The organism is Pseudomonas sp. B707 (genome assembly GCF_022496685.1).
GTDB lineage: Bacteria > Pseudomonadota > Gammaproteobacteria > Pseudomonadales > Pseudomonadaceae > Aquipseudomonas > Aquipseudomonas paraglycinae.
In genome coordinates this window covers 267,337-293,034 of the sequence record NZ_WTVE01000019.1, presented here as the reverse complement: position 1 = coordinate 293,034, position 25,698 = coordinate 267,337, and the positions used below count along the sequence as shown (strand labels likewise).

General features: G+C 61.4%; 25 protein-coding genes and 2 tRNA genes. 20 read left to right on the top strand and 7 right to left on the bottom strand.

What is annotated here, in order from left to right; genetic code table 11:
* Window positions 1–120 precede the first annotated feature (120 nt).
* From GQX66_RS10250 to GQX66_RS10240, 3 genes are all read left to right on the top strand, one after another.
* A tRNA-Glu gene (locus GQX66_RS10250) sits at window positions 121–196 on the top strand.
* A 2-nt stretch (window positions 197–198) separates the two neighbouring features.
* Window positions 199–274, top strand: a tRNA-Gly gene (locus GQX66_RS10245).
* A gap of 206 nt (window positions 275–480) precedes the next feature.
* A complete protein-coding gene (locus tag GQX66_RS10240; protein ID WP_102686522.1) occupies window positions 481–1,842 on the top strand; it encodes an MATE family efflux transporter in 1,362 nt (453 codons plus the stop codon).
* A gap of 62 nt (window positions 1,843–1,904) precedes the next feature.
* Here the strand turns inward: GQX66_RS10240 and GQX66_RS10235 are convergent, their stop codons facing one another.
* The 4 genes from GQX66_RS10235 to GQX66_RS10220 form a co-directional block, all read right to left on the bottom strand.
* A complete protein-coding gene (locus tag GQX66_RS10235) occupies window positions 1,905–3,644 on the bottom strand; it encodes a dipeptidase (protein ID WP_240868627.1) in 1,740 nt (579 codons plus the stop codon).
* Between the two features lie 238 nt (window positions 3,645–3,882).
* Window positions 3,883–4,521 (bottom strand): LysE family translocator, encoded by a 639-nt coding sequence (locus GQX66_RS10230; RefSeq protein ID WP_085745075.1) that lies wholly within the window; start codon window positions 4,519–4,521, stop codon window positions 3,883–3,885.
* Window position 4,522: 1 nt separating this feature from the next.
* Window positions 4,523–5,293 (bottom strand): 2OG-Fe(II) oxygenase, encoded by a 771-nt coding sequence (locus tag GQX66_RS10225; protein WP_085745074.1) that lies wholly within the window; start codon window positions 5,291–5,293, stop codon window positions 4,523–4,525.
* 90 nt (window positions 5,294–5,383) lie between these two features.
* Window positions 5,384–6,010, bottom strand: a complete 627-nt coding sequence (locus GQX66_RS10220) for an alanyl-tRNA editing protein (RefSeq protein WP_240868624.1) — start codon at window positions 6,008–6,010, stop codon at window positions 5,384–5,386.
* Between the two features lie 90 nt (window positions 6,011–6,100).
* Between GQX66_RS10220 and GQX66_RS10215 the strand changes: the two genes are divergently transcribed.
* Complete coding sequence (locus GQX66_RS10215) at window positions 6,101–7,096, top strand: LysR family transcriptional regulator (protein ID WP_085745072.1); 996 nt, start codon at window positions 6,101–6,103, stop codon at window positions 7,094–7,096.
* 58 nt (window positions 7,097–7,154) lie between these two features.
* Here GQX66_RS10215 and GQX66_RS10210 read toward each other — a convergent pair whose 3' ends face one another.
* Both GQX66_RS10210 and GQX66_RS10205 read right to left on the bottom strand, forming a co-directional pair.
* Window positions 7,155–7,562, bottom strand: coding sequence for a PA2817 family protein (locus tag GQX66_RS10210; RefSeq protein WP_007950758.1), 408 nt, complete (start codon window positions 7,560–7,562; stop codon window positions 7,155–7,157).
* 74 nt (window positions 7,563–7,636) lie between these two features.
* Entirely contained in the window at window positions 7,637–10,084 is a 2,448-nt protein-coding gene (locus GQX66_RS10205) for an acyl-CoA dehydrogenase (protein WP_240868610.1), read from the bottom strand.
* A 248-nt stretch (window positions 10,085–10,332) separates the two neighbouring features.
* On the opposite strand from GQX66_RS10205, the gene GQX66_RS10200 reads away from it, so the two are divergent.
* The 4 genes from GQX66_RS10200 to GQX66_RS10185 all read left to right on the top strand — a co-directional run bounded on the left by GQX66_RS10200 (window position 10,333) and on the right by GQX66_RS10185 (window position 13,501).
* The gene (locus tag GQX66_RS10200) at window positions 10,333–10,992 is read left to right on the top strand and encodes a transglutaminase family protein (protein WP_085745070.1); all 660 of its coding nucleotides are present in this window, start codon (window positions 10,333–10,335) and stop codon (window positions 10,990–10,992) included.
* Between the two features lie 43 nt (window positions 10,993–11,035).
* Window positions 11,036–11,659, top strand: coding sequence for a glutathione S-transferase (locus tag GQX66_RS10195; RefSeq protein WP_085745069.1), 624 nt, complete (start codon window positions 11,036–11,038; stop codon window positions 11,657–11,659).
* Window positions 11,660–11,792: 133 nt separating this feature from the next.
* Entirely contained in the window at window positions 11,793–12,725 is a 933-nt protein-coding gene (locus tag GQX66_RS10190) for an ABC transporter ATP-binding protein (RefSeq protein ID WP_085612257.1), read from the top strand.
* Entirely contained in the window at window positions 12,722–13,501 is a 780-nt protein-coding gene (locus tag GQX66_RS10185) for an ABC transporter permease (RefSeq protein WP_007950763.1), read from the top strand. The genes GQX66_RS10190 and GQX66_RS10185 overlap by 4 nt, the downstream gene beginning before the upstream one ends.
* 54 nt (window positions 13,502–13,555) lie before the next feature.
* Here the strand turns inward: GQX66_RS10185 and GQX66_RS10180 are convergent, their stop codons facing one another.
* Window positions 13,556–14,074, bottom strand: a complete 519-nt coding sequence (locus GQX66_RS10180) for a DUF2062 domain-containing protein (RefSeq protein WP_007950764.1) — start codon at window positions 14,072–14,074, stop codon at window positions 13,556–13,558.
* Between the two features lie 136 nt (window positions 14,075–14,210).
* Here GQX66_RS10180 and GQX66_RS10175 point away from each other — a divergent pair, with 136 nt between their 5' ends.
* The 12 genes from GQX66_RS10175 (at window position 14,211) to GQX66_RS10120 (ending at window position 25,663) form a co-directional block, all read left to right on the top strand.
* Entirely contained in the window at window positions 14,211–16,454 is a 2,244-nt protein-coding gene (locus GQX66_RS10175) for a DNA internalization-related competence protein ComEC/Rec2 (RefSeq protein WP_240868609.1), read from the top strand.
* Between the two features lie 78 nt (window positions 16,455–16,532).
* Window positions 16,533–17,168 carry a MotA/TolQ/ExbB proton channel family protein gene (locus GQX66_RS10170; protein ID WP_165369563.1) on the top strand — a complete coding sequence of 212 codons (636 nt, stop codon included), beginning with the start codon at window positions 16,533–16,535 and terminating at the stop codon, window positions 17,166–17,168.
* On the top strand, window positions 17,165–17,593 hold the full coding sequence (locus GQX66_RS10165) for a biopolymer transporter ExbD (RefSeq protein WP_007950767.1): 429 nt from the start codon (window positions 17,165–17,167) through the stop codon (window positions 17,591–17,593). Before GQX66_RS10170 ends, GQX66_RS10165 begins: the two co-directional genes overlap by 4 nt.
* Complete coding sequence (gene lpxK / locus GQX66_RS10160; protein ID WP_240868595.1) at window positions 17,593–18,603, top strand: tetraacyldisaccharide 4'-kinase; 1,011 nt, start codon at window positions 17,593–17,595, stop codon at window positions 18,601–18,603. Before GQX66_RS10165 ends, lpxK begins: the two co-directional genes overlap by 1 nt.
* A 24-nt stretch (window positions 18,604–18,627) precedes the next feature.
* Entirely contained in the window at window positions 18,628–18,813 is a 186-nt protein-coding gene (locus GQX66_RS10155; RefSeq protein WP_003174668.1) for a Trm112 family protein, read from the top strand.
* Window positions 18,810–19,574, top strand: a complete 765-nt coding sequence (gene kdsB / locus GQX66_RS10150; RefSeq protein ID WP_102717072.1) for a 3-deoxy-manno-octulosonate cytidylyltransferase — start codon at window positions 18,810–18,812, stop codon at window positions 19,572–19,574. Before GQX66_RS10155 ends, kdsB begins: the two co-directional genes overlap by 4 nt.
* Window positions 19,574–20,038, top strand: a complete 465-nt coding sequence (locus tag GQX66_RS10145) for a low molecular weight protein-tyrosine-phosphatase (protein ID WP_064598568.1) — start codon at window positions 19,574–19,576, stop codon at window positions 20,036–20,038. Before kdsB ends, GQX66_RS10145 begins: the two co-directional genes overlap by 1 nt.
* On the top strand, window positions 20,035–21,054 hold the full coding sequence (murB, locus tag GQX66_RS10140) for a UDP-N-acetylmuramate dehydrogenase (protein WP_240868593.1): 1,020 nt from the start codon (window positions 20,035–20,037) through the stop codon (window positions 21,052–21,054). The genes GQX66_RS10145 and murB overlap by 4 nt, the downstream gene beginning before the upstream one ends.
* A gap of 247 nt (window positions 21,055–21,301) precedes the next feature.
* Entirely contained in the window at window positions 21,302–21,772 is a 471-nt protein-coding gene (locus tag GQX66_RS10135) for a (2Fe-2S)-binding protein (RefSeq protein ID WP_007950774.1), read from the top strand.
* Window positions 21,769–24,090: a xanthine dehydrogenase family protein molybdopterin-binding subunit gene (locus GQX66_RS10130; RefSeq protein ID WP_240868581.1), complete on the top strand. Its 2,322-nt coding sequence runs from the start codon at window positions 21,769–21,771 to the stop codon at window positions 24,088–24,090. The genes GQX66_RS10135 and GQX66_RS10130 overlap by 4 nt, the downstream gene beginning before the upstream one ends.
* Complete coding sequence (locus GQX66_RS10125; protein WP_134021320.1) at window positions 24,090–25,070, top strand: XdhC family protein; 981 nt, start codon at window positions 24,090–24,092, stop codon at window positions 25,068–25,070. The genes GQX66_RS10130 and GQX66_RS10125 overlap by 1 nt, the downstream gene beginning before the upstream one ends.
* Window positions 25,067–25,663 carry a nucleotidyltransferase family protein gene (locus GQX66_RS10120; RefSeq protein ID WP_134021317.1) on the top strand — a complete coding sequence of 199 codons (597 nt, stop codon included), beginning with the start codon at window positions 25,067–25,069 and terminating at the stop codon, window positions 25,661–25,663. The genes GQX66_RS10125 and GQX66_RS10120 overlap by 4 nt, the downstream gene beginning before the upstream one ends.
* The last annotated feature ends 35 nt before the right edge of the window (window positions 25,664–25,698 follow it).

Here is a 25,698-nt window from a genome sequence, read left to right as displayed (position 1 = left end):
GTTGGTAGAGCACGACCTTGCCAAGGTCGGGGTCGCGAGTTCGAGTCTCGTTTCCCGCTCCAAATTCAAAAAGCGCCGCTTTGCAAAGAGCGGCGTTTTTATTAGTGAAAGTTGTAGCCTGTCCCCTTCGTCTAGTGGCCTAGGACACCGCCCTTTCACGGCGGTAACAGGGGTTCGAGTCCCCTAGGGGACGCCATTGCGGGAATAGCTCAGTTGGTAGAGCACGACCTTGCCAAGGTCGGGGTCGCGAGTTCGAGTCTCGTTTCCCGCTCCATATTCACAAAAACGCCGCTCAGTGATGAGCGGCGTTTTTGTATGCGCGTTTTTTGGGCGGGCTGTGCTTTGTTACAACTTTCCTACGGTGAATCCGTGATTTGCGGAAGCGTCTGACAGCCAGCCCTCGATCGATTCTGAGATAACGTCCGCCCCGTCAGCCTTGATGGCTGAAGCGGGGGTGATCGAATTCGAGGATCTCACTTAATGTCACAAACGATCAGACCTCCCGGCCATCTGCGCGAGATTCGAGCAACCGCATGGCTGTCGCTTCCGTTGGTCATAGGGCACCTGTGCGCAGGGCTGATTGCTTTCGTGGATAACCTCATCGCGGGCAATCACGGCACCGATACCTTGGCTGCCGTCACGCTCGGCACGGCGTTGTTGTGGCTGCCGATGCTGGTGCCAATCGGAACATTGATTGCGCTGACCGCTTCAGTCGCCCGTTTACACGGCGCGGAGCGAACAGACGAGATTGGGCCGATCTTTCGCCAGGCCATGTGGTTGGCGCTGTTCATGGGAGGGCTGATGTTCGCTTTCCTGAGCCTTGCGCCTCATCTGCTCGCACCCGCCGGGATTGCACCGGAAATTATTCCGGGGGCACAGGCCTTTCTGCAGGCTGTGCGTTGGGGAAGTCCGGCGTTGACCCTGTTTTTCTGCATGCGCTATCTGTGCGAAGGAATGCACTGGATGCGTCCGACCATGGTCTTCGGTTTTGGTGGTCTCTTGTTTCTGGCGCCAGTGGGTTATGTGCTGACCAATGGCAAGTTGGGTTTCGTGGAGATGGGGGCTGAAGGACTGGGCATCGCGTCGGCCTTGATGATGTGGCTGCAAGCGTTGCTGTTCGCTGCGCACCTCTGGCGAGGCAAGCGGCTGGCGCATTTGCAGCTGTTTGCCCGCTTTGATCCGCCGCGTCTTGCCGGCATCGTTGATTTGTTGAGGGTTGGAATACCGATCGGCATCGCGATTTTGACCCAGGGCAGTCTGTTCATTGTCACCTCGCTACTGATTGGCCGCCTCGGCTCGACTTTTCTGGCGGCCCATCAGATCGCGGTGAATCTGGCTCAGCTGTGTTTCATGATCCCGGTGGCCGTAGCTGAAGCCACGACCGTTCGGGTCGGTCATGCGTTGGGGCGGGGGGATTTCAAAGGCGTCCGGCAGGCTGCCGGGGCGGGCTGCGTCATCGTCCTGGTCGCGCAAAGCGTTTCGGTACTGATCATGCTGTTGGGCAATGAAACGATAGCGGGTTGGTACAGCGCGGATGTAGCGGTCACCGCGCTCGCCTCGACGCTTTTGCTGTACGCCGCAGCGTTACAGTTTCCCGATGGGTTGCAAATGCTGTCCGCCGGCGCCTTGCGCGGTTTGCAGGACACTCGTGTGCCCATGTGGCTGGCGATTTTCTGTTACTGGGGTGTCGGCTTGCCGTTCGGTTGCCTGATGGCGTTCGGGTTGGGCTGGGGACCGCAAGGCATCTGGCTGGGGCTGATTACGGCATTGACGCTGGCAATGCTGCTGATGGGGAGGCGGTTTTTCGTGTGCAGTCGAATGGGTGTGGCGGTCGTCGACTGAATTGAAAAGGCCCGTCGGTGGGAACCGACGGGCCTTTGTTCATTGTGGCGTTGACGTATGGATCACAGTTTTGGCAATTGCCCGATGCGTCCCATCATTTCGGTGACGATCTGCAGGTCCAGCAAGAACTGGTCAACGGTCTTGAACTCGCCATCGGTGTGACCGGTGTATTTGACCTCAGGTCGTGCCAGGCCGAATTGCACACCGTTCGGCAGTTCATGCACTGAGGTGGCGCCGGCCGAGGTGCCGAATTCGTGTTTCATGCCCAGATTCTCGGTGGCCACCGCCAGCAGCGCCTTGACCCATTCGCCTTCAGGGTTGCGGTACATCGGTTCGGCGATCGAATAGTCGAAGTTCACCGCGACATGGTTTTTCTTGCTCCAGGCTGCCAGTTTGTCGGCGATTTCTGTCTTGAGCAGTTCCGGCGACTTGCCCTTCGGCACGCGCAGGTTAACCGCGAGTTTGAAGGTTTTGTCGTCCATGCCGACGTAGGTCAGAGAAGTGGTCAGCGGGCCCATGAAGTCATCGGCGAAACCGACGCCCAGCTTGCTGCCCTTGTAATCCAGGCCCCAATTGTCGGCGGCGTAGTGCGCAGCGTCGGTGATATGGTTGTGCTTGAGGGCGATCTTGCCGTCCACGCTGTGGATGAAGTCGAGCATGCGGGCGACCGGGTTGACGCCGGATTCAGGCTCGGACGAGTGCGCGGAAACACCGGTGACGGTGAGTTTGACGTCTTTGCCATCGACCTTGGCGTTCACTTCGAAATCGCCGCCATTGCGCTTGGCGTATTCAGTGCCGGCCTTTTGCAGGCTGGCCGCCAGTTCGGCAGGTTTGTCGGTCACCAGCGTGACGACCGAAACCGATGGAATCTGGTTGGTCGCCAGGCCACCGGTCATCGAGATGATTTCCGCGCCTTTACCCTCGGCCTTGCGCTTGGCGAACCTGGCCATGACGGTGCCGTAACCTTTCTCGGCAATCACCACCGGATAGCCACCGTCCAGCGCTAGGTTGTACTCCGGCGTCGGGTTGCGTTCGAAATAGTAAGGAATCGCGTCACCGGTGGTTTCTTCGGTGGTGTCCACCAGCAGTTTGAAATTGCGTGCCAGTGGCAGCCTCTCTTCCTTGATCACCTTCATGGCGTAAAGCGTTACGACGATGCCGTTCTTGTCGTCCTCGGTGCCACGGCCGTACATGCGGTCGCCGATCAGTGTGACTTTGAACGGATCAAGTTTGGTGCCGTCCTTCAGTACCCAGTTCTCCGGCGTTACCGGCACCACGTCGGCGTGAGCGTGAATGCCGACGACGTCCTTGCCGCTGCCGTCGAGGGATATTTCGTAAACGCGGTTGTCGATGTTGCGGTAGTTCAGGCCGAAAGACTCGGCCAGATTCTTGATCTTGCCCGCGATCTTGATGAACTCGGGGTTGTCGTGCTGATCGACACCGTCCTTGCGGTAGGTCGGGATTTCCACCAGTTCGCGCAGGGTTTCCAGCGCGGCTTTGCCGTACTTCACGCGGGTGTAGAGGCCGAGCAAGCGATGGATCTCGTTCTGTTGTTCGGCGGTCAGTGTCTTGTTGTCAAGGAAGGCGCTGATGGCTGGACGCAGGTCGTCGGCCTTGCTCAGGTCGTTCCTGGCCAGATCACCGAGAAAAGCTCTGAAATCACTGACCTTTGCCTCGTTGAATGTCTTGAGAATGGTCGCGCTCTGCTGCTCGGTCAGGTTGGCGTGGGCTGGCAGTGTGACGGACGAAAGGCTGGCCAGAATCAACGTCGAGGCGGCCAGTTGCTTGAGTGAAAAGTCCATTGCTAAGGGCATTCCTTTGCAGGCAGTGAGTAGGAGGTATCTGATCGAAGCGTCAGACGGTTTCGCAAACTAACACCACCAGCGAGTGATAGGGGAGCCCCCGAAGTGAGACACGTCGCAAAAATGACACTGAATCGAAAAAATAGGATTGAGGCCTCTAGGGCAGGACTTACAACGGATCCCGAAAGCAAAAGAGGCTCGCCAGCTTGACTGTGCGAGCCTCTTTTATGGGCGCAGATTACATCGACAACACCAGACGCCCGGCAAACAGGATCAGAATCACCCCCATGCTGCGCTCGAACCAGTGGCCCATGCGCATGAACAGCACGCGCACTTTGCTGCTGGAAAAGAACAGCGCGACGATCACGAACCACAACGCATTCACCCCGCACATCCACAACCCGTACAGCGCCTGGATTTGCAGCGGTGTGCTGGCGCTGATGATCGTGGTGAAGATCGCCAGGAAAAACAGCGTGGCCTTGGGGTTGGTGGCGTTGGTCAGGAAACCGGTGGAAAACGCCTTGAACAGCGATTGTTCAATCAACGGTTCGTCGCTGGTCTTTTCGCCTTCCATTGTCGTCTTGGGTTTACTGCGGATCAGGCTGACGCCGAGGTAAAGGATGTAAGCACCACCGACCACTTTGGCGACGGTCAGCAGCCAAGGCGTGGTGTGCATCAAGGCGCCGACGCCCAGCAGGGTGTACAGCACGTGCACGGAAATTCCCGCGCCGATGCCCAATGCCGTGCAGATGCCGACCAGTCGACCGAAACGCACACTCTGGCGGATGGTCACGGCGAAGTCCGGGCCGGGAGCGACCACGGCCAGAAAGTGGATGGTGGCCAATGCCAGAAACTCGCCCAGGTAATTCGATGTCATTTCAGCTCCAGAAAGTCAGGGGTGAAGCATTGCCGCGATAGCCGACAAAAAATGAAAGGCTCAAGCGCGGATCCGCCACGCCCGGCGTTACCGAGTGCATGCGACGCGAATTGAACATGATGAAATCCCCCGGTTCCGGGCGTACTTCGAGGGCGGGCGGGCCAAGCAGCGCCGGGTCGATGCCGTAGCTGTCGCCGCGCATTTCATCGAAGCGGTCCGGGGAAATATCGTCTTCCCACATCTGCAACGCGCCGCCTTCCGTCGGCATGTTGAGGTAGACGTTGCAGGCGAACTGCGCCTCGAGGCTGCGGGCCTGAAAACTTTCCGGGGCGTCCTTGGCGAAGATGTCGTGATGGGCCAGGAAGCACACGCCCGGTTTCACCACCCGGGACAGGCCGACGTACATCTTGCGACCGTAGAGGTTTTCCAGGTGGGCACCCGCCGGCCAGGATTCGTCGAGCATGCAGCGCAGGGTGTCGACCGGTGACGAATAGGGCGCGCAACGGTTACGCAGCTCGGCGATGTTGCGGGTGGCGCGCTCGAAGTAATCTTCGATCAGCAGCGGCTGGTTTTCCGCCTCGTAGAACGCCATGCCGATGCGACCGATGCTGGGCGCGTTGATGTAGCCCTCGAAGCCGGGCGCGAGGATCTTGTCGCCAATCTGGATCGCCTGCGCCTGGGGCAGAAAGCCCTTGACGCGGATGGCGAGGACTTCTTCGTTGGCCAGTTTTTTTATGCACGTCTCATCGAGACGCTCGACGTCAAGCATCATGGTTTCAGGTCCATCTATCGAATAGTCAACGGAACCGGCGAACGCGGTTCCCCCGGCGTCGGACGCTGCATCTGGCAGCGCCCGAAATCCTCAATCCACGCTGTAGTGGACGGACAACGTGCCTTTCTTCTGCGAAAGGGACGCGATCGTGACTGTGCCCAGATCCTTCAGGCTGCGTACATGGGTGCCACCGCAGCCATAGGCTGGCAGTTCACCGAAACCGATTTCCCGTGCGCCGTCGCGCAGGGACGTCAGGCGTGGCAGATCGTGTTCGATCCATTGCCCGATGCCGTATTGAACGACTTGTGCATCGACTTCCTGGGCCGAATCTCCGGGCTTGAATTGCACCCGGCCCTCGTCCGGCCAGTGATGGGCCTTGATCGGCATCCAGCCCATGGCCTGGACAAAGTGGCCGATCAAATGCCCGGCAGAGTGCATGCGGGTGTTGAAGCGGCGGCGTTCTTCGTCGACGCGAATCTGGGTCATGCCCAGTGGCACCGGTTGATCGACGAAATGAATGATCCGGTCCGGTTCCTGAACGACCCGCAGCACCTGGCTGTCGCCAATCCAGCCGGTATCACAGGGTTGGCCACCGCCCTGGGGATGAAAAAGTGTGGCGCGCAACACAACGGCGAATTCGTTCTCGTGGGGCGTGCAGTCGAGGACTTCCACATTGGCCTTGAGGTCATCACTATGGAAAAAGAGGCGAAGCGTCATATTCCATGCCCTTATTAAAGTTTCTTTTTTAATTATATGAATCGTGCAATAACGTGATAATCCGTTCAAACATCAAAGGACTGTTGCGCTGTGAGCATAAATCTTCCACTGCCGCTGCTCGGTGAAATGGCGATTTTCGTCAAGGTCGTAGAGACCGGCAGCTTCTCCGAAGCCGCTCGCCAATTGGGCTCATCGCCATCGGCAGTCAGCCGCAGCATTTCCCGGCTGGAGAAGGCGCTGGCCACGCGGCTGCTGCAACGCACCACGCGCAAACTGCGCTTGAGCGATGGCGGGGAAGAAGTGTTCAAACGCTGTCAGGAAATGGTCAGCGCGGCGAAGTCGGTGATGGAGATCAGCGGCCAGTTCACCCACGAAGCCGAGGGGCTGGTGCGGGTCAGCGTGCCGAAAGCGGTTGGGCGCTTCGTGATTCATCCGCACATGCCGGAGTTTCTGCGGCGCTATCCGAAGGTCGACGTGGAGCTGTTGCTGGAGGACCGCCAGGTCGATCTTATCGACGACCATGTCGACCTGGCCATTCGCATCACGGACCGTCCACCGGCTGGACTGGTGGGACGACAACTGTTGACCATCGACCATTTGCTCTGCGCGACGCCGCAGTATCTGGCCGAACACGGGACGCCGACTCATCCCCATGACTTGCTTAACCACAGTTGCATTTACCTGGGCGAAACCCCGAGCGATGCGCGCTGGAAATTCAAGAAAGGCACGAAAGCCGTCACTGTCGGCGTGCGCGGGCGGTATGCCGCCAATCACACCGGCGTGCGTCTGGGCGCCGTGTTGCAGCACATCGGCATTGGCAGCCTGCCGTATTTCACCGCGCGTTATGCCCTGGAGCAGGGGCTGATCGTGCAGGTGCTGCCGGACTGGACGTTCCTGGCGTCGTACCACGGCGGGTTGTGGTTGCTGCACTCGCCGACGCGTTATCTGCCGCCGAAGCTGCGGGTGTTCATCGACTATCTGGTGGAGTGCCTGGAGAAAGAGCCGACCCTGAGCAAGCCGGCAAAATCCGGCGGTTCAAAACCGTTGGCGGAGTACGAATTGCCCGAGAGTGAAGGGTTGCTCTGACCCGATAAAAAAAAGGCCCGCATGGATCACCATGCGGGCCTTTTTTATCGGGCGAAAATCAGTGCTTGCTGTCCTGGGCGGACATCGCCAGCAGCTGTTTTTCCTGGTTCCAGTCGAACGGTTCGTCGTTCTGTTCGGCTTCGTAGCGGCGTTCTTCCAGCGCCTGATACATGTCGATTTCTTCGTCGGACAGGTAATGCAGGCAGTCGCCGGCGAAGAACCACAGCAGATCCCGCGGGATCAGGTGGGCAATTTGCGGGTAACGGGTAATCACTTGAGTCAGGATGTCCTGGCCCAGGTATTGGCTTTCGATCGGCTCGATCGGCAGGGATGCCAGCAGTTCGTCGAAACGCTCCAGGAACAGGGCATGGCTTTCTTCGGGAACCTGATCGGCCTCACCTACGGCGACCAGGATACTGCGCAGGTGGTCGAGCAAAACCAGATGATCGGCAACGACGTTGGACACGAGATAAGTCCTCAAGAGCAAAACGGGCGCGGGAGTATAAAGCCCCTGCGCCCGTTTTTCACTGATTGAAGGGATCAGCGGATTTTGCCGTCCGCCGGTTTCAGTTGCTCCTTGTCGAAATCATCGACATCGATCACTTTGCGCCGCGCCGCTTCGGCATCACGCAGGGTCTGGGCTTCCACGGCCTGCAACACCCCGGCTTCCAGTGCGGCATCGATGGCGTGTTCGCCGGCGACCGGTTTGACCTGACCGCTCTTGAGCGAGGTGTGCAGTTTTTTGTGCAGCGGTTGCGCAGCGTTCAACTGATCGCAGGCGTGCTGCAGCGCACCGACCGCATCGTCGGCCGATTGCGGGCGATAGCAGCCGGCAAGCAGTTCTTCCAGCGCCGGATCGCCCTTGGCCCGGCCGATGACCGCAGCCACTTCGGCACCGAGTCTGTCCGACGGGCCTTTGTGACGGCGGCCGAACGGGAACACGATCACTCGCAGCAGGCAGCCGAAGACCCGGTTCGGGAAGTTGGTCAGCAGTTCATCCAGCGCTTTTTCCGACTGGCCGAGGCTTTCTTCCATGGCCCATCTGAACAGCGGTTCCATGTACGCCGGGGAATCGAGGTCGTGATAACGCTTGAGCGCCGCCGAGGCCAGATACAGGTTGCTCAGCACATCACCCAGACGCGCCGACAGACGCTCGCGGCGTTTCAGTTCGCCGCCCAGCAGCATCATGCTCAGGTCGGCGAGCATGGCAAACGCGGCAGCCTGACGGTTGAGGGCGCGGAAATAACCCTGGCTGAGTTTGTCTCCCGGTGCATGTTCGAAATGGCCGAAGCCGAGGTTCAGCACCAGCGTGCTGGCGGCGTTGCTCACGGCAAATCCGATGTGCTTGATCAGCAGGCCATCGAATTCCTTGAGCGCCTGGTCCTTGTCCTCGCGTCCGGCGAGGGCCATTTCCTTGAGGACGAACGGATGGCAGCGGATCGCGCCCTGACCAAAGATCATCAGGTTGCGCGAAAGAATGTTCGCGCCTTCCACGGTGATGAAGATCGGTGCGCCGTTCCAGCTGCGGCCCAGGTAGTTGTTCGGGCCCATGATGATCGCCTTGCCGCCGTGCACATCCATCGCGTGGCTGATGCACTCGCGACCGCGCTCGGTGAGGTGATATTTGAGAATCGCCGACAGCACCGAAGGCTTCTCGCCCAGATCCACCGCGTTTGCGGTCAGCATCCGCGCAGCGTCCATCATCCAGGCGTTGCCGCCGATCCGTGCCATGGCTTCCTGAATGCCTTCGAACGCTGACAGCGGCACGTTGAATTGCTCGCGAATCTGCGCGTATTGCCCGGTCACCAGACTGGTGAACTTGGCCGCGCCGGTGCCCACTGCCGGCAGCGAGATCGAACGCCCGACCGACAGGCAGTTCATCAGCATCATCCAGCCTTTGCCGAGCATGTCCTGGCCGCCGATGAGGTAGTCCAGCGGGATGAACACGTCCTTGCCGGAGTTCGGACCGTTCATGAACGCCGCGCCCAGCGGCAAGTGGCGGCGGCCGATTTCCACGCCGGGGGTGTCGGTCGGGATCAGCGCCAGGCTGATGCCCAGGTCTTCCTTGTCACCGAGCAGATGATCCGGGTCATAGGCCTTGAAGGCGAGGCCAAGCAGGGTCGCGACCGGGCCGAGGGTGATGTAGCGTTTTTCCCAGTTCAGGCGCAGGCCGAGAGTTTCCTGACCTTCCCATTCGCCTTTGCAGATGATCCCGGTGTCGGGCATCGCACCCGCGTCTGAACCCGCGAGCGGGCCAGTCAGCGCAAAGCAAGGAATGTCGTCGCCCCGGGCCAGCCGTGGCAGGTAATGATTGCGTTGTTCGTCGGTGCCGTAATGCAGCAGCAGTTCGGCCGGGCCGAGGGAGTTGGGCACCATCACGGTAGAGGCGAGGTCGCCGCTGCGGGTCGCCAGTTTCATCGCCACCTGGGAGTGGGCGTAGGCGGAGAAACCCTTGCCGCCGAACTCCTTGGGAATGATCAGGGCGAAGAAACCGTGTTCCTTGATGTGAGTCCAGGCTTCGGGCGGCAGATCCATCGACTGACCGATCTGCCAGTCGGTGACCATCGCGCAGAGTTCTTCGGTCGGGCCGTCGATGAATGCCTGTTCTTCTTCGCTCAGTTGCACCTTGGGATAGGACAGCAGTTTGTCCCAGTCCGGACGGCCGCTGAACAGTTCGCCGTCCCACCACACCGTGCCGGCGTCGATCGCGTCGCGTTCGGTCTGCGACATCGGAGGCAGGGTTTTCTGGAACCAGCTGAACAGCGGCGCGGTGAAGTGTTTGCGGCGCAGGTCAGGCAACAGCAGCGGGGCGGCCACCAGGGCCAGCACGACCCAGAAAATCAGCAGCAACCAGCCCGGTGCGTGGCTGAAAATTCCCATCGCCAACAGGTAAGCGGCAACGATGCCCAGTGCCGGCAGCGGGGCGATGCGCCGGTGTGCCAGATACGCCACGCCGACGATCAGAACCAGTATCCACAACAACAGCATATTTAATCCTCCGTGAACCAGGGCGAACCGACCCTCCAGAGCTTAGACGGCATCTGCAAAACGGGGCGGTCAGAGCAAGGTGATTGAAATCGTGGGAAACCCCGGATGTCTTTTGTAGGTTCGGTGGGCAACACGCGTGGGAAATCGTTCGCCGCTTCCGCGTCTTTGCGTGCATGTTTGGCCGAAACGTCGTTATCTCTGTGCTGAACCTCTCGCTAGACTCGGGGCTCAATCAGGAGAATGTCGTCATGCACGAGTATCTGAGCCCCGGCCGCTTCATCGATAGTGACCACCCCTCGGTGGTGGAGTTCGCCGAGCAGCACCGTGGTGCCAGCCGCGATCCGCTCGCGCAGGCGGTCAGTCTTTATTACGCCGTGCGCGAGGCGGTGCGTTACAACATGTACACCTTCAGCCGCGACCCGCAGACCTTGCGCGGCAGCTACGCGCTGGCGGCGGGTGAGAGTTATTGCGTGCCCAAGGCCACGTTGCTCGCCGGTTGCGCGCGCCATTGCGGGATCCCCGCACGCATTGGTCTTGCGGATGTGAAAAATCATCTGTCGACGCCGCGTCTGCTTGAACTGCTGAGAAGCGAAGTGTTCGCCATGCATGGTTATACCGAGCTGTTTCTCAATGATCGCTGGGTGAAAGCCACACCCGCGTTCAACCAGAAACTCTGCGAAATGTTCAACGTTGCGCCGCTGGAATTCGACGGCATGAGCGACAGCGTTTTCCACCCGTACAACAGCGATGGTGCGCTGCTGATGGAGTACCTGGTCGATCACGGCCAGTTCGCCGATGTACCGGAATCTTTTTTCTTCGAACATCTGCAGAAATGTTATCCGCACCTGTTCAACGATCAGCAGACGCCACTGTCCGGTGACATGCGCGGTGATGTCGGCAGCCTCTGATCCGGCGTATGCTGCCTGCCCATTTACTGGAAAAGAGGCGGTCATGCTGAAGATCTGGGGTCGCAAGAATTCGTCGAATGTCAGAAAACCGTTGTGGGCGGCCGAAGAGCTCGGGCTGGCCTACGAGGCCATCGATGCCGGTGGCGCGTTTGGTGTGGTCGACACGCCGGAGTACCGGGCAATGAACCCGAATGGGCGGGTGCCGGTGATTCAGGACGACGGTTTTGTGCTGTGGGAATCGAATGCCATCGTGCGTTACCTGCTGGCAAAGCATGCAGCCGATACTTCGTGGTACCCGGCGGATCCGCAGATCCGCGCCACCGCTGACAAATGGATGGACTGGACGACTTCCAGTTTTGCCGGACCGTTTCGCACGGTGTTCTGGGGCGTTCTGCGTACCCCGGCAGACAAACAGGACTGGCCGGCAATCCATGCGGCGATCAAGGAATGTGACGGCTTGCTGGCGATGGCCGATCAGGCGCTGAAGGATCAGCCGTATCTGTCCGGTAATGAAATCGGCATGGGCGATATCCCGCTCGGCAGTTTCATTTATGCCTGGTTCGAGATGCCGATCGAGCGCGCGTCACAGCCGAATCTTGAAGCCTGGTATGCGCGGCTGAAGCAGCGTCCGGCGTATCAGAAAGCTGTCATGACCGCGTTGACTTAATACCTACTATCGACACACTTGACTGTACTTGTGCGGCGACGGCAAGCACCATTGCGCTCTAGCGCTGCGGTTGTCTTCCTCGCCGCCGGCCTTTTATCAGTCCTTTTTTCTTTACTGGGTGCGTAAATCCGATATGAGTTCCGCTCTGTCCATCCGGCAGCTAACCAAAACCTACGGCAACGGGTTCCAGGCCTTGAGTGGTATCGATCTGGACGTCGCCGAAGGTGACTTCTTCGCCTTGCTCGGCCCCAACGGCGCCGGCAAATCCACGACCATCGGCATTCTCTCGACCCTGGTCAACAAGACCAGCGGCACGGTGAATATCTTTGGCCACGACCTGGACAAGAACCCGGCGGCGCTCAAGCGCTCCATCGGCGTGGTGCCCCAGGAATTCAACTTCAACCAGTTCGAAAAGACCTTCGACATCGTCGTGACCCAGGCCGGTTACTACGGCATTCCGGCGAAGATCGCCAAGGAACGCGCCGAGCAGTACCTGACCCAGCTCGGCCTGTGGGACAAACGCGATGTGCCGTCGCGTTCGCTGTCCGGCGGCATGAAGCGTCGCTTGATGATCGCCCGGGCGCTGGTGCATGAACCGCGTCTGCTGATCCTCGATGAACCGACCGCCGGGGTGGATATCGAGCTGCGCCGTTCGATGTGGACGTTCCTCACCGAACTGAACCAGAAAGGCATCACTATCATCCTCACCACCCACTACCTGGAAGAGGCTGAGCAGCTGTGCCGCAACATCGGGATCATCGACCACGGCACCATCGTCGAGAACACCAGCATGCGTCAGCTGCTCGGCCAACTGCATGTGGAGACTTTCCTGCTCGACCTGAAGAGTGATCTGGCGGTTGCGCCGCAACTGGTCGGCTATCCGGCCCGGCTGGTAGACGCTCATACGCTGGAAGTCCAGGTCGACAAGTCCATGGGCATCACTGCGCTGTTCGGCCAACTGGCCCTGCAGAACATCGAAGTGCTGAGCCTGCGCAATAAAACCAATCGCCTCGAGGAGCTGTTCGTGTCCCTGGTGGAGAAAAATCTGTCGAAGGTGGCGGTATGAGTTCCGAGCTGCGCCCCAACCTCGTTGCCCTCAACACCATCGTTTACCGCGAAGTCAGACGCTTCACCCGGATCTGGCCGCAGACTCTGCTGCCGCCGGCGATCACCATGGTTCTGTACTTCGTGATCTTCGGTAACCTGATCGGCCGGCAGATCGGCGATATGGGTGGCTTCACCTACATGGAGTACATCGTGCCGGGGCTGATCATGATGTCGGTGATCACCAACTCCTACGGCAACGTGGTGTCGAGCTTCTTCGGCAGCAAGTTCCAGCGCTCCATCGAAGAGCTGATGGTGTCGCCGGTGTCGCCGCACACGATCCTGATCGGTTACACCATTGGTGGCGTCCTGCGCGGCCTGATGGTGGGTGTGATTGTGACGATCCTGTCGCTGTTCTTCACCCATTTGCAGGTACACCATCTTGGCGTGACGGTGCTGGTGGTGGTGCTGACGGCGACGATCTTCTCGCTGCTGGGCTTCATCAACGCGGTGTTTGCGCGCAACTTCGATGACATCTCGATCATCCCGACCTTTGTGCTGACCCCGCTGACCTACCTGGGCGGCGTGTTCTATTCGATCACCTTGCTGCCGCCGTTCTGGCAGACCGTGTCGCTGGCCAACCCGGTGCTGCACATGGTCAACGCTTTCCGTTACGGCATCCTCGGTGTGTCGGACATTCGCATCGGCATCGCGATCACCTTCATGCTGGTGGCGACCGTGGTGCTGTATATCGGTTGTTCGCGGTTGCTGGTGAGCGGGCGCGGCATGCGCACCTGATCCCTTCAATGCTGCAATGAAAAACGGCCTCCCACAGTGGAGGCCGTTTTGCATTCACGCCTGACGTCTTTTCTTGCGCCGCGCCCATTGCCGGGCCACCCACCAGCGCCAGTACATCATCACCAGACAATAGGCGAGGGCGCCCAGTGCCAACCCGACCACCACCGAACCCAGCAGGAACGGTTGCCACAAGGTCGAGAGCTCACCGCTGATCCATTCCCAGGTCAATTCGTCGGGGAGCGTGCGGGCGGGCACATCCATCAGCCAGGCCCCGGCCTGATACGTGCAGAAGAATACCGCCGGCATGGTGATCGGATTGGTCAGCCAGACCAGACTGACGGCAATCGGCATGTTGCCGCGCACCATGATCGCGAGGACGGCGGCCACCAGCATCTGTGCGGGAATCGGCAGGAACGCGGCGAACAGGCCAACGGCCATGGCCCGGGCCACCGAGTGTCGGTTGAGGTGCCAGAGGTTCGGGTCATGCAGCAACGTTCCGAGAAAGCGTAAGGATTTGTGTTCCCTGATGCTCGTCGGGTCGGGCATGTAACGTTTGAATAAGCGCCGGGGCATAAGGCTTCTCGGTCGGTTAAGGCGGCAAGTATGTCTGGATTCTATGAACCGCCCATTCAGACTTTGTGACAATTGATAACGACGCGCGTGCCCCGCAGCCGCTATGCCTGAAGGTGGGACTCTCAAGGACGGGCTTATGCGTACAGGGATGATGGCGGTGGCGGTCGGTCTGCTGGCTCCGGTTTTTTTACCGGGCTTGCCGCCGGTCGGGTTATGGCTGGTGTTGCCGTGGGTGGCGCTGATGCTGCTGCCGTTTCGCAGCTATCCACTGGCGTTTTTACTGCTTGGATTCGCATGGGCGGGTTTCAGCGCGCAGATGGCGTTGAATGATCGACTGCCTTCCCGGCTGGATGGCGAAACGCGCTGGGTGGAAGGGCGCGTCGTCGGCTTGCCGCAGAATGCCGAGGGCGTCGTGCGCTTCGAACTGGTCGATGCGCGCTCGCGTCACGAGAAACTGCCGTCGCTGATGCGTCTGGCGTGGTACGCCGGGCCTGAGATCAAAAGTGGCGAACGCTGGCGACTGGCAGTCAAGCTCAAGCGTCCCGGTGGCCTGCTCAATCCGGATGCGTTTGATTACGAAGCCTGGCTGCTGGCGCAGCGCATCGGCGCCACCGGGACGGTGAAGGATGGCGAGCGCCTGGCGCCGGCGCAGTGGGCCTGGCGTGACAGCATTCGCCAGCGCCTGCTTGCGGTGGATGCCCAGGGACGCAACGGCGCCCTGGCTGCGTTGGTGCTCGGCGATGGCTCCGGGCTCAGTCGTGAGGACTGGCAGACCCTTCAGGACACCGGCACCGTACACCTGCTGGTGATTTCCGGTCAGCACATCGGGCTGTTGGCGGCGTTGATGTATGCGCTGGTCGCCGGGCTGGCGCGGGTCGGGATCTGGCCGTTGCGTTGGCCTTGGCTGCCCTGGGCGTGCGGTCTGGCGTTCGCGGCGGCGCTGGGTTACGGCCTGCTGGCCGGATTCGACGTGCCGGTGCGGCGGGCCTGCGTGATGGTTGCGCTGGTGTTGTTGTGGCGTTTGCGCTTTCGCCATCTCGGTGCCTGGTGGCCGTTGCTGCTGGCCTTTAATGGTGTGTTGTTGATGGATCCGCTGGCCAGTCTGCGTCCGGGGTTGTGGCTGTCCTTTATCGCGGTCGCCGTGCTGATCTTCACCTTCGGTGGCCGTCTGGGGCCATCGCGCTGGTGGCAGACCTGGACGCGTGCGCAGTGGCTGATTGCGATCGGCTTGTGCCCGGTGCTGGTGGCGTTGAGTCTGCCGATCAGCCTCAGCGGACCACTGGCCAATCTGCTTGCGGTGCCGTGGGTCAGTTTTGCGGTGCTGCCGCCGGCGTTGCTGGGGACATTGCTGTTGCCGATTCCCTATGTCGGGGAAGGGCTGCTGTGGCTGGCCGGCGGACTGATCGATGGATTGTTCCGGGCGCTGGCCCTGATTGCCGGGCGCTGGCCGGCGTGGGTTGCACAATCGATGCCGGGCTGGATCGTGGCGCTGGGTTGCATCGGTGCAGTGCTGTTATTGCTGCCCCGAGGCGTTCCCCTGCGTCCCTTGGGCTGGCCGTTGCTGCTGGTGCTGGCATTTCCGCCTCGAGAACGCCTGACCGAAGGCGTAGCGGATGTGTGGCAACTGGATGTCGGCCAGGGTCTGGCAATTCTGATCCGCACCCGACATCACACCTTGCTGTACGACAGCGGCCCGCGTTTCGGCGACTTCGACCTCGGCGAGCGAGTGGTGCTGCCGGCATTGCGCAAACTGGGGGTGGAACACCTCGATCTGATGCTGCTCAGCCATGCCGATGCCGATCACGCGGGTGGCGCACTCGCCGTGGCGAAAGGATTGCCGGTCAGCCGGGTCATCAGCGGCGATCCGCCGGGGTTGCCCGAAGCGCTGAATGCCGAGGTCTGTGAAAGTGGTCGGCAATGGCAGTGGGACGGCGTTGCCTTTCATCTATGGCAATGGGCCGACGCCCACGACAGTAATCAGCGTTCCTGCGTGTTGCAGATCGAAGCCAACGGTGAGCGGTTGCTGCTGACCGGCGACATCGACAGCGCCGCCGAACGGGACCTGCTCAACAGCGCGCTGGCAGTTCAAACCCGGTGGCTGCAAGCCCCGCACCATGGCAGCCGCAGTTCCTCATCGATGGCCTTGCTCAAGGCTTTGCAGCCACAGGCCGTGCTGATTTCCCGAGGGCAGGGCAATTCGTTCGGCCACCCGCACCCGACGGTCATTGCCCGCTACCGCAAACAGGGCATACACATCCATGACAGCGCCGAGCAGGGCGCCATTCATCTGCAACTGGGGCGGTTTCAGCCGGCCCGGTCGTTGCGTCAACAACGTCGCTTCTGGCGCGACCCGCCGTTGCCGGGGGCGGAGTACCGTTGAGCACGGTCGTCGGGGCGACGGGTCTTTATCGCGAACCGGTATGGTAAAGTGGCGCACTTTTTCGAGGGGGCTGTCACTGTGTGGGAATTGGTCAAATCCGGCGGCTGGATGATGTTGCCGATCATTCTGAGTTCCATCGCCGCCATGGCGATCGTAGCCGAGCGCCTGTGGACCCTGCGCGCCAGTCGCGTCACCCCTGAGCATCTGCTGGGTCAGGTCTGGGTCTGGATCAAGGACAAGCAGCTCAACAAGGAAAAACTCAAGGAATTGCGCGCCAACTCGCCGCTGGGTGAAATCCTCGCCGCGGGCCTGGCCAACTCCAAGCATGGTCGCGAGATCATGAAGGAGTGCATTGAAGAAGCGGCCGCCCGGGTCATCCACGAGCTGGAACGCTACGTCAACGCGCTGGGCACCATCGCCGCCATGTCGCCGCTGCTCGGTCTGCTGGGCACGGTGCTGGGCATGATCGATATTTTCAGCGCCTTCACCGGCTCGGGAATGACCACCAATGCTGCGGTGCTGGCCGGCGGTATTTCCAAGGCGCTGATCACCACCGCTGCGGGCCTGATGGTCGGTATTCCGGCAGTGTTCTTCCACCGTTTCCTGCAACGCCGCATCGATGAACTGGTGGTGGGCATGGAACAGGAAGCGATCAAACTGGTGGAAGTGGTGCAGGGCGACCGTGACGTCGATCTGGCCGGGGAAAAAGCGTGAAATTCCGTCGCAAACCCCGGGAAACCATCGACATCAACCTCGCGTCGCTGATCGACGTGGTGTTCATCCTGTTGCTGTTTTTCGTCGTGACCACCACCTTCACCCGCGAAACCCAGCTGCGTGTCGATCTGCCGGAAGCGGTCAGCGGCTCGCCGGCCGAGGACCAGCAGGTCAAGCAACTGGACGTGGCCATCAGCGCCGAAGGCGTGTTCTCGGTGAACAACAAGATTCTGCCGAAAAACGATCTGGCGACCCTGATGGAAGCCATGCAGAAAGAAGCCAACGGCGACACCAACATGCCGTTGTCGATCAGTGCTGACGGCAAGACTCAGCACCAATCCGTGATCACCGCCATGGACGCGGCCGGCAAGCTCGGTTTCAGCCATCTGCGCATGACCACGGTCGAGGCGGCGCCCAAATCCTGATGGCCATGTCCGATCGTCTGCTCGCCGCGTGGTATCAGGGGCACCCGGCCCTGACGCTGTTGCGGCCGCTGGAGTGGCTGTACCGCCGCGTCGTGGCCGGCAAGCGTCAGCGTTTTCTCGACGGCGAGGGTGAGATCTATCAATCCCCGGTGCCGGTGATCGTGGTCGGCAACATCACCGTCGGCGGCACCGGCAAGACGCCGATGATCCTGTGGCTGATCGAGCATTGCCGACGCCACGGGCTGCGGGTCGGCGTGGTCAGTCGCGGTTACGGCGCCAAACCGGCGCAACTGCCATGGCGGGTCGAAGCTGACCAGACTGCCGACATCGCCGGTGACGAACCCTTGCTGATCGTGCAGCGCACCGGCGTACCGCTGATGATCGACCCCGATCGCAGCGCCGCCGTCAGAGCCCTGCTGGACAGCGAGCCGCTGGACCTGATCCTGTCCGATGACGGCATGCAGCATTACCGCCTCGCGCGGGATCTGGAACTGGTGCTGATCGACGCCGCCCGTGGCCTTGGCAATCAGCGCTGCCTGCCCGCCGGCCCCCTGCGCGAGCCGGCCGAGCGCCTGCAAAGCGTTGACGGTGTGCTGTTCAATGGCGCCCTTGAGGATCGCGACGGCGGATTCGCTTTCCGTCTCAAACCGTCGGCGCTGGTCAATTTGCGCAGCGGCGAACGCCGGTCGCTCGATCATTTCCCGCCCGGTCAGGCCGTGCATGCGGTGGCCGGGATCGGCAACCCGCAACGTTTCTTCAATTCCCTCGAAGCGCTAGACTGGCGGCCTGTGCCCCACGCGTTTGCCGATCACGCCGAATACAGCGTGCAGGCCTTGAGTTTCACGCCGTCATTGCCAGTGGTGATGACTGAAAAGGACGCGGTGAAGTGCCGTGCCTTCGCTGCCGACGACTGGTGGTACCTGGCGGTCGATGCCGTGCCGTCACCGGCCTTCGTGGCCTGGTTCGACACACAGTTGATGCGCCTGTTGCCGGATCGTCTTTTGCCTTAATCCGTTTTTATCCAGGGAATGTTCATGGACACCAAACTGCTCGACATCCTCGCCTGCCCGATCTGCAAAGGCCCGCTCAAGCTCAGCGCCGACAAGACCGAACTGATCAGCAAGGGCGCCGGCCTGGCGTACCCGATCCGCGACGGCATCCCGGTCATGCTGGAAAGCGAAGCCCGCACCCTGACCACCGACGAGCGTCTGGATAAATGACCACCGCCTTCACCGTTGTCATCCCGTCGCGATATGCCTCGACTCGCTTGCCGGGCAAGCCGCTGCTGGATATCGCCGGCAAGCCGATGATCCAGCACGTCTGGGAACAGGCGAGCAAAAGCAGCGCCAGCCGTGTGGTCGTGGCCACCGACGATGCGCGCATTGTCGAGGCCTGCAAGGCCTTCGGCGCCGAAGTGGTGCTGACCCGTGAAGATCACAACTCCGGCACTGATCGTCTGGCCGAAGTGGCCGCGAAGTTGGGTCTGGAGCCGGATGCCATCGTGGTCAACGTGCAGGGTGACGAACCGCTGATCCCGCCGAGCGTGATCGATCAGGTCGCCGACAACCTCGCGGCCCACACCGAAGCGCGCATGGCCACCCTGGCCGAGCCGATCGAGGACGTCGAAACCCTGTTCAACCCGAACGTGGTCAAGGTCGTCAGCGACCTCAACGGTCTGGCGCTGACCTTCAGTCGAGCGACCCTGCCATGGGCCCGCGATGCGTTCGCCAAGAGCCGCGACGTGCTGCCGGAAGGCGTGCCGTATCGTCGCCACATCGGCATTTATGCCTACCGCGCAGGCTTCCTTCAGGATTTCGTGAGCTGGGGGCCGTGCTGGCTGGAAAACACCGAATCCCTCGAACAACTGCGTGCCCTGTGGCACGGCGTGCGGATTCACGTGGCTGACGCGTTGATCGCGCCGCCGACCGGGGTCGACACCGCCGAAGATCTCGAGCGCGTCCGTCGCCTGCTGGAGGCCTGATGCGCGTTCTGTTCGTGTGCCTGGGCAATATCTGCCGTTCGCCCACCGCCGAAGGTGTGTTGCGCCACAAGTTGCGTGAAGCGGGACTGGCGGATCAGGTCGAAGTGGCCTCCGCCGGCACCGGCGACTGGCACGTCGGCAATCCGCCGGACAAGCGCAGCCAGGCTGCGGCCAAACTGCGTGGTTATGACCTGTCGGCGCAACGCGCCCAGCAGGTCAGCCGCGCCGATTTCGCCAGCTACGACCTGATCCTCGCCATGGACAACAGCAACCTGCGCAACCTCAAGGCCTTGCAACCGTCCACCGGCAAGGCCGAGCTGGATCTGTTCCTGCGCCGCTATGAAGGCGAAGTCGATGAAGTACCGGATCCGTATTACGACGGCGATCAGGGTTTCGAGCAGGTGCTGGATCTGATCGAACGTGCCTGCGATCAGCTGTTGATCGAAGTGAAGGGGCGGTTATGAGTTTGCAGGTGCAACCGCAGGTTTCCCTGAAACCCTTCAATACCTTCGGCGTCGACGTTCGCGCGCAGCTGTTTGCCGAAGCCCACAGTGACGCCGATGTGCGCGAAGCCCTGGCTTACGCGACTTCCCACGATGTGCCGTTGCTGGTGATCGGCGGCGGCAGCAACCTGTTGCTCACGGCGGACATCCCGGCGCTGGTGCTGCGCATGGCCACTCGTGGCATCCGCGTCATCAGCGACGACGGCAACCGCGTGGTGATCGAAGCCGAAGCTGGGGAGCCATGGCACCCGTTCGTGCAGCACACGCTGGAGCAGGGTTTTTCCGGGCTGGAGAATCTCAGTCTGATCCCCGGCACCGTTGGCGCCGCGCCGATGCAGAACATCGGTGCCTACGGTGTCGAGATCAAGGATGTGTTCGCCGGCCTGACGGCGCTGGATCGCCAGACCGGCGAGCTGCGCGACTTCAGTCTGGAAGAGTGCAACTTCGCCTACCGCGACAGCGTGTTCAAGCAGCAGCCGGGTCGTTGGCTGATCCTGCGGGTGCGAGTTGCACTGGATCGAGTCGCGCATCTGCACCTGGAATACGGCCCGGTGCGTCAGCGCCTGTCCGAGCAGGGTATCGAGCAGCCGACGCCGACGGATGTCAGCCGGGCCATTTGCAGCATTCGCAGCGAAAAACTGCCGGACCCGGCGGTGCTCGGCAATGCCGGCAGCTTCTTCAAGAACCCGCTGGTGTCGGCGGCCGTGGTCGCACAGATCAAGGCGCAGCATCCAGATCTGGTGGCCTACGCGCAACCGGACGGGCAGATGAAACTGGCGGCCGGCTGGTTGATCGAGCGTGCCGGCTGGAAAGGTTTCCGTGAGGCCGATGCCGGCGTGCATAAATTGCAGGCGCTGGTGCTGGTCAACTACGGCACGGCGACCGGGCTGCAATTACTCGATCTGGCCCAGCGCATCCAGAAAGACATTGCAGAACGTTTCAATGTCGAGCTGGAAATGGAGCCCAACAGGTATTGAGGCTACGCTTTCAAGGCTGAACCCAAAGCCCTGCACTTATTTAAAAAGTGCAGGGCTTTTTTGTTAATCGCGGGTTAACGTAGCCAGCTAACGATACCAACCATTTGCTCCACCAAAGGCCCGGTGCAGACGTTCCCGTCCGTACAAGAGAGCCTGATTAGCCTGAGCCGATCTGCGCGAACCACTACCGTCCCTGCGGTGGCAGATGGCTCGACCCCATAACCTCCAAGAATATGCGGGCGTGCCCATGATTACCCTGAAACTCAATGGTCAAGATCATCCACTCGATGTCACCGAGGACATGCCGCTGCTGTGGGCGATCCGCGACGTCGCCGGTTACAACGGCACCAAGTTCGGCTGCGGCATGGGCCTGTGCGGTGCGTGCACCATTCATATCGACGGCGCGCCGGCGCGCAGTTGCATCACCCCGATCGGTTCGGTGGTCGGGCAGAGCGTGACCACCATCGACAACCTGCACGCCGATCCGGTCGGTCAGATCGTCCAGCAAGCCTGGCTCGACACGGCTGTGGCCCAATGCGGTTACTGCCAGGGCGGGCAGATCATGTCCGCCACCGCGTTGCTCAAGACCAACCCGAACCCGAGCGATGAGCAGATTGAAGAGGCGATGGTCGGCAACATCTGCCGCTGCGGCACCTACAACCGGATCAAGACCGCGATCCGTCAGGCCTCCACTCACCTGAAGGAGGCCAAGGCATGAGCCGTCTACCGAACGATTTCGCCCTGAGCAACCTGAGTCGCCGGGGCTTCCTCAAGGGCGTCGGCGCCACGGGTGCGCTGGTGCTGGCGGCGAGCTGGGGCTGGCAGGATGCGCTGGCCGAAGACAAGCCAAAGCAGTTTGGCGCCGACGGCATGCCGAACGGCTGGATCGATGATCCGAAGGTCTACGTCAGCATTGCCGCTGACGGCACGGTGACCGTGGTCTGCAACCGTTCGGAAATGGGCCAGGGTGTGCGCACCAGCCTGACCATGGTGGTCGCCGATGAGCTGGAAGCCGACTGGGCGCACGTCAAGGTTCAGCAGGCGCCGGGTGATGAGGTGCGCTTCGGCAACCAGGACACCGACGGCTCGCGCAGCATGCGTCACTGGTACGAACCGATGCGCCGTTGCGGCGCTGCCGCGCGGACCATGCTGGAGCAGGCCGCCGCCGCGCAGTGGAAGGTGCCGGTCGGCGAATGCCGCGCACAACTGCATAAAGTCATTCACACGCCGTCCGGGCGCGAGTTGGGTTACGGTGAGCTGGCCGCTGCGGCGAGTGCGCTGACAGTGCCGGCCCGTGACAGTCTGCGGCTCAAGCAGCCGTCGGAATTCCGCTACATCGGCAAGGAAGGCACCAAAGCCATCGACGGTGCCGACATCGTCGATGGTAGGGCGGTTTACGGGGCCGACGTGCATTTCGACGGCATGCTGTTCGCGGTCATTGCGCGTCCGGCGGTGTACGGCGGCAAGGTCAAGTCGGTCGACGACAGCGCCGCGCTGAAAGTGCCGGGCGTGCTCAAAGTCATCCAGATCGAACCCCGACCATTGCCTTCGGAATTCCAGCCGTTGGGTGGTGTGGCCGTGGTGGCCAGCAACACCTGGGCGGCATTGAAAGGTCGTGAAGCGCTGAAGATCGAGTGGGACGATGGCCCGAACGCCACTTATGACTCGGTCGCCTATCGCAAGGAGATCGAAGCCGCTTCGCTGAAACCGGGCAAAGTGGTACGCAATACCGGCGACATCGACAAGGCCATCGGCAGTGCCGCCAGCACTCTGGAAGCCTCCTATTACTTGCCGCATCTGGCCCAGGCACCGATGGAGCCGATGGTTGCCATCGCCCGTTACAAGGATGGCACCTGCGAGGCGTGGGCACCGAGCCAGGCGCCGCAGGTTACCCGCGAGCGGATCGCCGAACGCCTGGGGCTGCCATTCGATAACGTCACCTTTAACGTGACACTGCTCGGCGGTGGTTTCGGCCGCAAGTCCAAACCGGACTTCGTCGTTGAGGCTGCCGTGCTCGCCAAGGAATTTCCTGGCAAAGCAGTGCGCGTGCAATGGACCCGGGAAGACGACATCCACAACTCGTATTTCCACACTGTGTCCGCCGAATACCTCAAGGCCGGCGTCGGCAAGGACGGCTTGCCGTCCGCCTGGCTGCACCGCACGGTAGCGCCGAGCATTACCGCGCTGTTTGCGCCGGGCATGAATCACGAAGCTGCGTTCGAGCTGGGCATGGGCTTTACCAACATGGCCTACGCAATTCCCAACGTGCGCCTGGAAAACCCTGAAGCCACGGTGCATACGCGGGTTGGGTGGTATCGCTCGGTGTCGAACATTCCCCATGGCTTCGCAATTCAGAGCTTCGTCGACGAACTGGCGCACAAGGCCAAGGAAGATCCGCTCAAGTATCAGATCAAGTTGCTCGGCCCGGATCGGCAGATCGACCCGCGTACGCTCAGTGAAGAATGGAACTACGGCGAATCCCCAGAGCGTTATCCGATCGACACCGGGCGCATGCGCACCGTGCTGGAAACGGCGGCCAAGGCGGCGGGTTGGGGTCGTCAACTGCCCAAGGGTCGTGGTCTCGGATTGGCGGTGCATTACAGCTTCGTCACCTACGTGGCGGCGGTGATCGAAGTCGAGGTCAAGGACGACGGCACGCTGATCGTGCACAAAGCCGATATCGCCGTGGATTGCGGCCCGCAGATCAACCCCGAGCGGATCCGTTCGCAGTTCGAAGGCGCCTGCGTGATGGGCCTGGGCAATGCCGTGTGGGGTGAAATCAGCTTCAAGGACGGCAAGGTGCAACAGGACAACTTCCATATGTATGAGGTGGCGCGCATGTCGCTGGCGCCGAAGGAAGTCGCGGTGCATCTGGTGACGCCGCCGGGTGAGGTGCCATTGGGCGGTGTCGGTGAGCCGGGCGTGCCGCCGATTGCGCCGGCGCTGTGCAACGCGATCTTCGCCGCCACCGGTCAGCGCATCCGTAACCTGCCGGTGCGTTACCAGTTGCAGGGCTGGCAGAAGGCGCAAGCGTGATGGACAGCGCCGATCTGAATGTCCTGCGCAGTGTGCTCGAATGGCGTCGCGCCGGGCAGCGAGTGATGTTGTTCAGCGTGGTGCAGACCTGGGGCACCGCTCCCCGGGCGCCCGGCGCAATGCTCGCGTTGCGCGAAGATGGCGTGGTGATCGGTTCGGTGTCCGGAGGTTGCGTCGAGGACGATCTGATCGCCCGGCTGCACGACGGACGGATTCCCGCCGACGGGCCGCCGGTGCATTTGATCACCTACGGCGTGACGCAGGAAGAGGCGGCGCGTTTCGGCCTGCCGTGCGGCGGCACTCTGCGCCTGACCGAGGAGCGAGTCGGCGATCCGGCGTGGGTCGCCGAGTTGCTGGATCGCTGCGAAGCCCACGAAATCGTCGCGCGCGAGCTGAACATCGGCACTGGCGAGGTGGTGCTGCGACCGGCCGGCAAGACTGACACCTTGAGCTTCGACGGCCAGACCCTGCGCGCCATCTATGGCCCACGCTGGCGCCTGCTGTTGATCGGCGCCGGGCAGTTGTCGCGGTATGTGGCCGAGATGGCGCGGTTGCTGGATTTCGAAGTGCTGATCTGTGATCCGCGCACCGAATTCGTCTATGGCTGGGAAGAACAGCATGGGCGCTTTGTGTCCGGTATGCCGGATGAAGCGGTGCTGAACATCCAGACCGATGAACGCACGGCGATTGTCGCGCTGACTCATGATCCACGGCTGGACGACATGGCGCTGCTCACGGCGCTCGATTCCAAAGCGTTCTATGTCGGTGCGCTCGGCTCGCGGGTCAATAGCCGCAAACGTCGGGAAAATCTGGCTGAGCTAGGCTTGTCGGAAGCGGCCATCGCCCGTTTGCACGGGCCGATCGGTTTGCATATTGGCAGCCATTCCCCGGCGGAAATCGCCTTGTCGCTGTTGGCCGAAATCGTCGCGATCAAGAATGGTGTCGAGCTCAAGCAGAAGAAAACAGTGGAGAGTGTATGAGCCGATCCATCGGAGTGATTGTGCTGGCGGCGGGCGAGGGCAGCCGCTTTCGCGAAGTGGCGGGTGCCGACAAGGACAAGCTGCTGGCCGATTGCACCGGGCGTGATGGCGCGGTGCGTTCGGTGATCGAGCAGGTGCTGGTGAGCCTGCCGGCGAGCCTCGACCAGCGAGTGCTGGTGACGACCGAGGCGCGCCCGCAGGCAATGCGCATGGCGCAGGCTTATGGGTGTGACATTGTCTCGATCGAATCCACGGGAATGGGCGACAGCATCGCGGCGGGTGTGGCGGCTTGCCCGGATGCCGATGGCTGGCTGATTGTGCTGGGCGACATGCCGTTCATCCTGCCGTCGAGCATGGAACGGGTCGTGGCGGCGATTGCCGAGGATGCGGTCAGCGTACCGACGTTGAACGGTGACTATGGGCATCCGGTCGGGTTTGGTCGATCTTTCGCAGCGGGACTGATGTCTTTGTCCGGTGACCGCGGCGCCAGACCGCTGTTTGCCCAAGGACGAGTGATTGAAGTCGCGGTGGATGATCCGGGTGTGTTGTGGGATATCGACGTGCCGGATGCGCTGGTTTTCCCGCCATCCTGATAAAACCTTGAGGCATAAAAAAGCCCCGCCTGGAT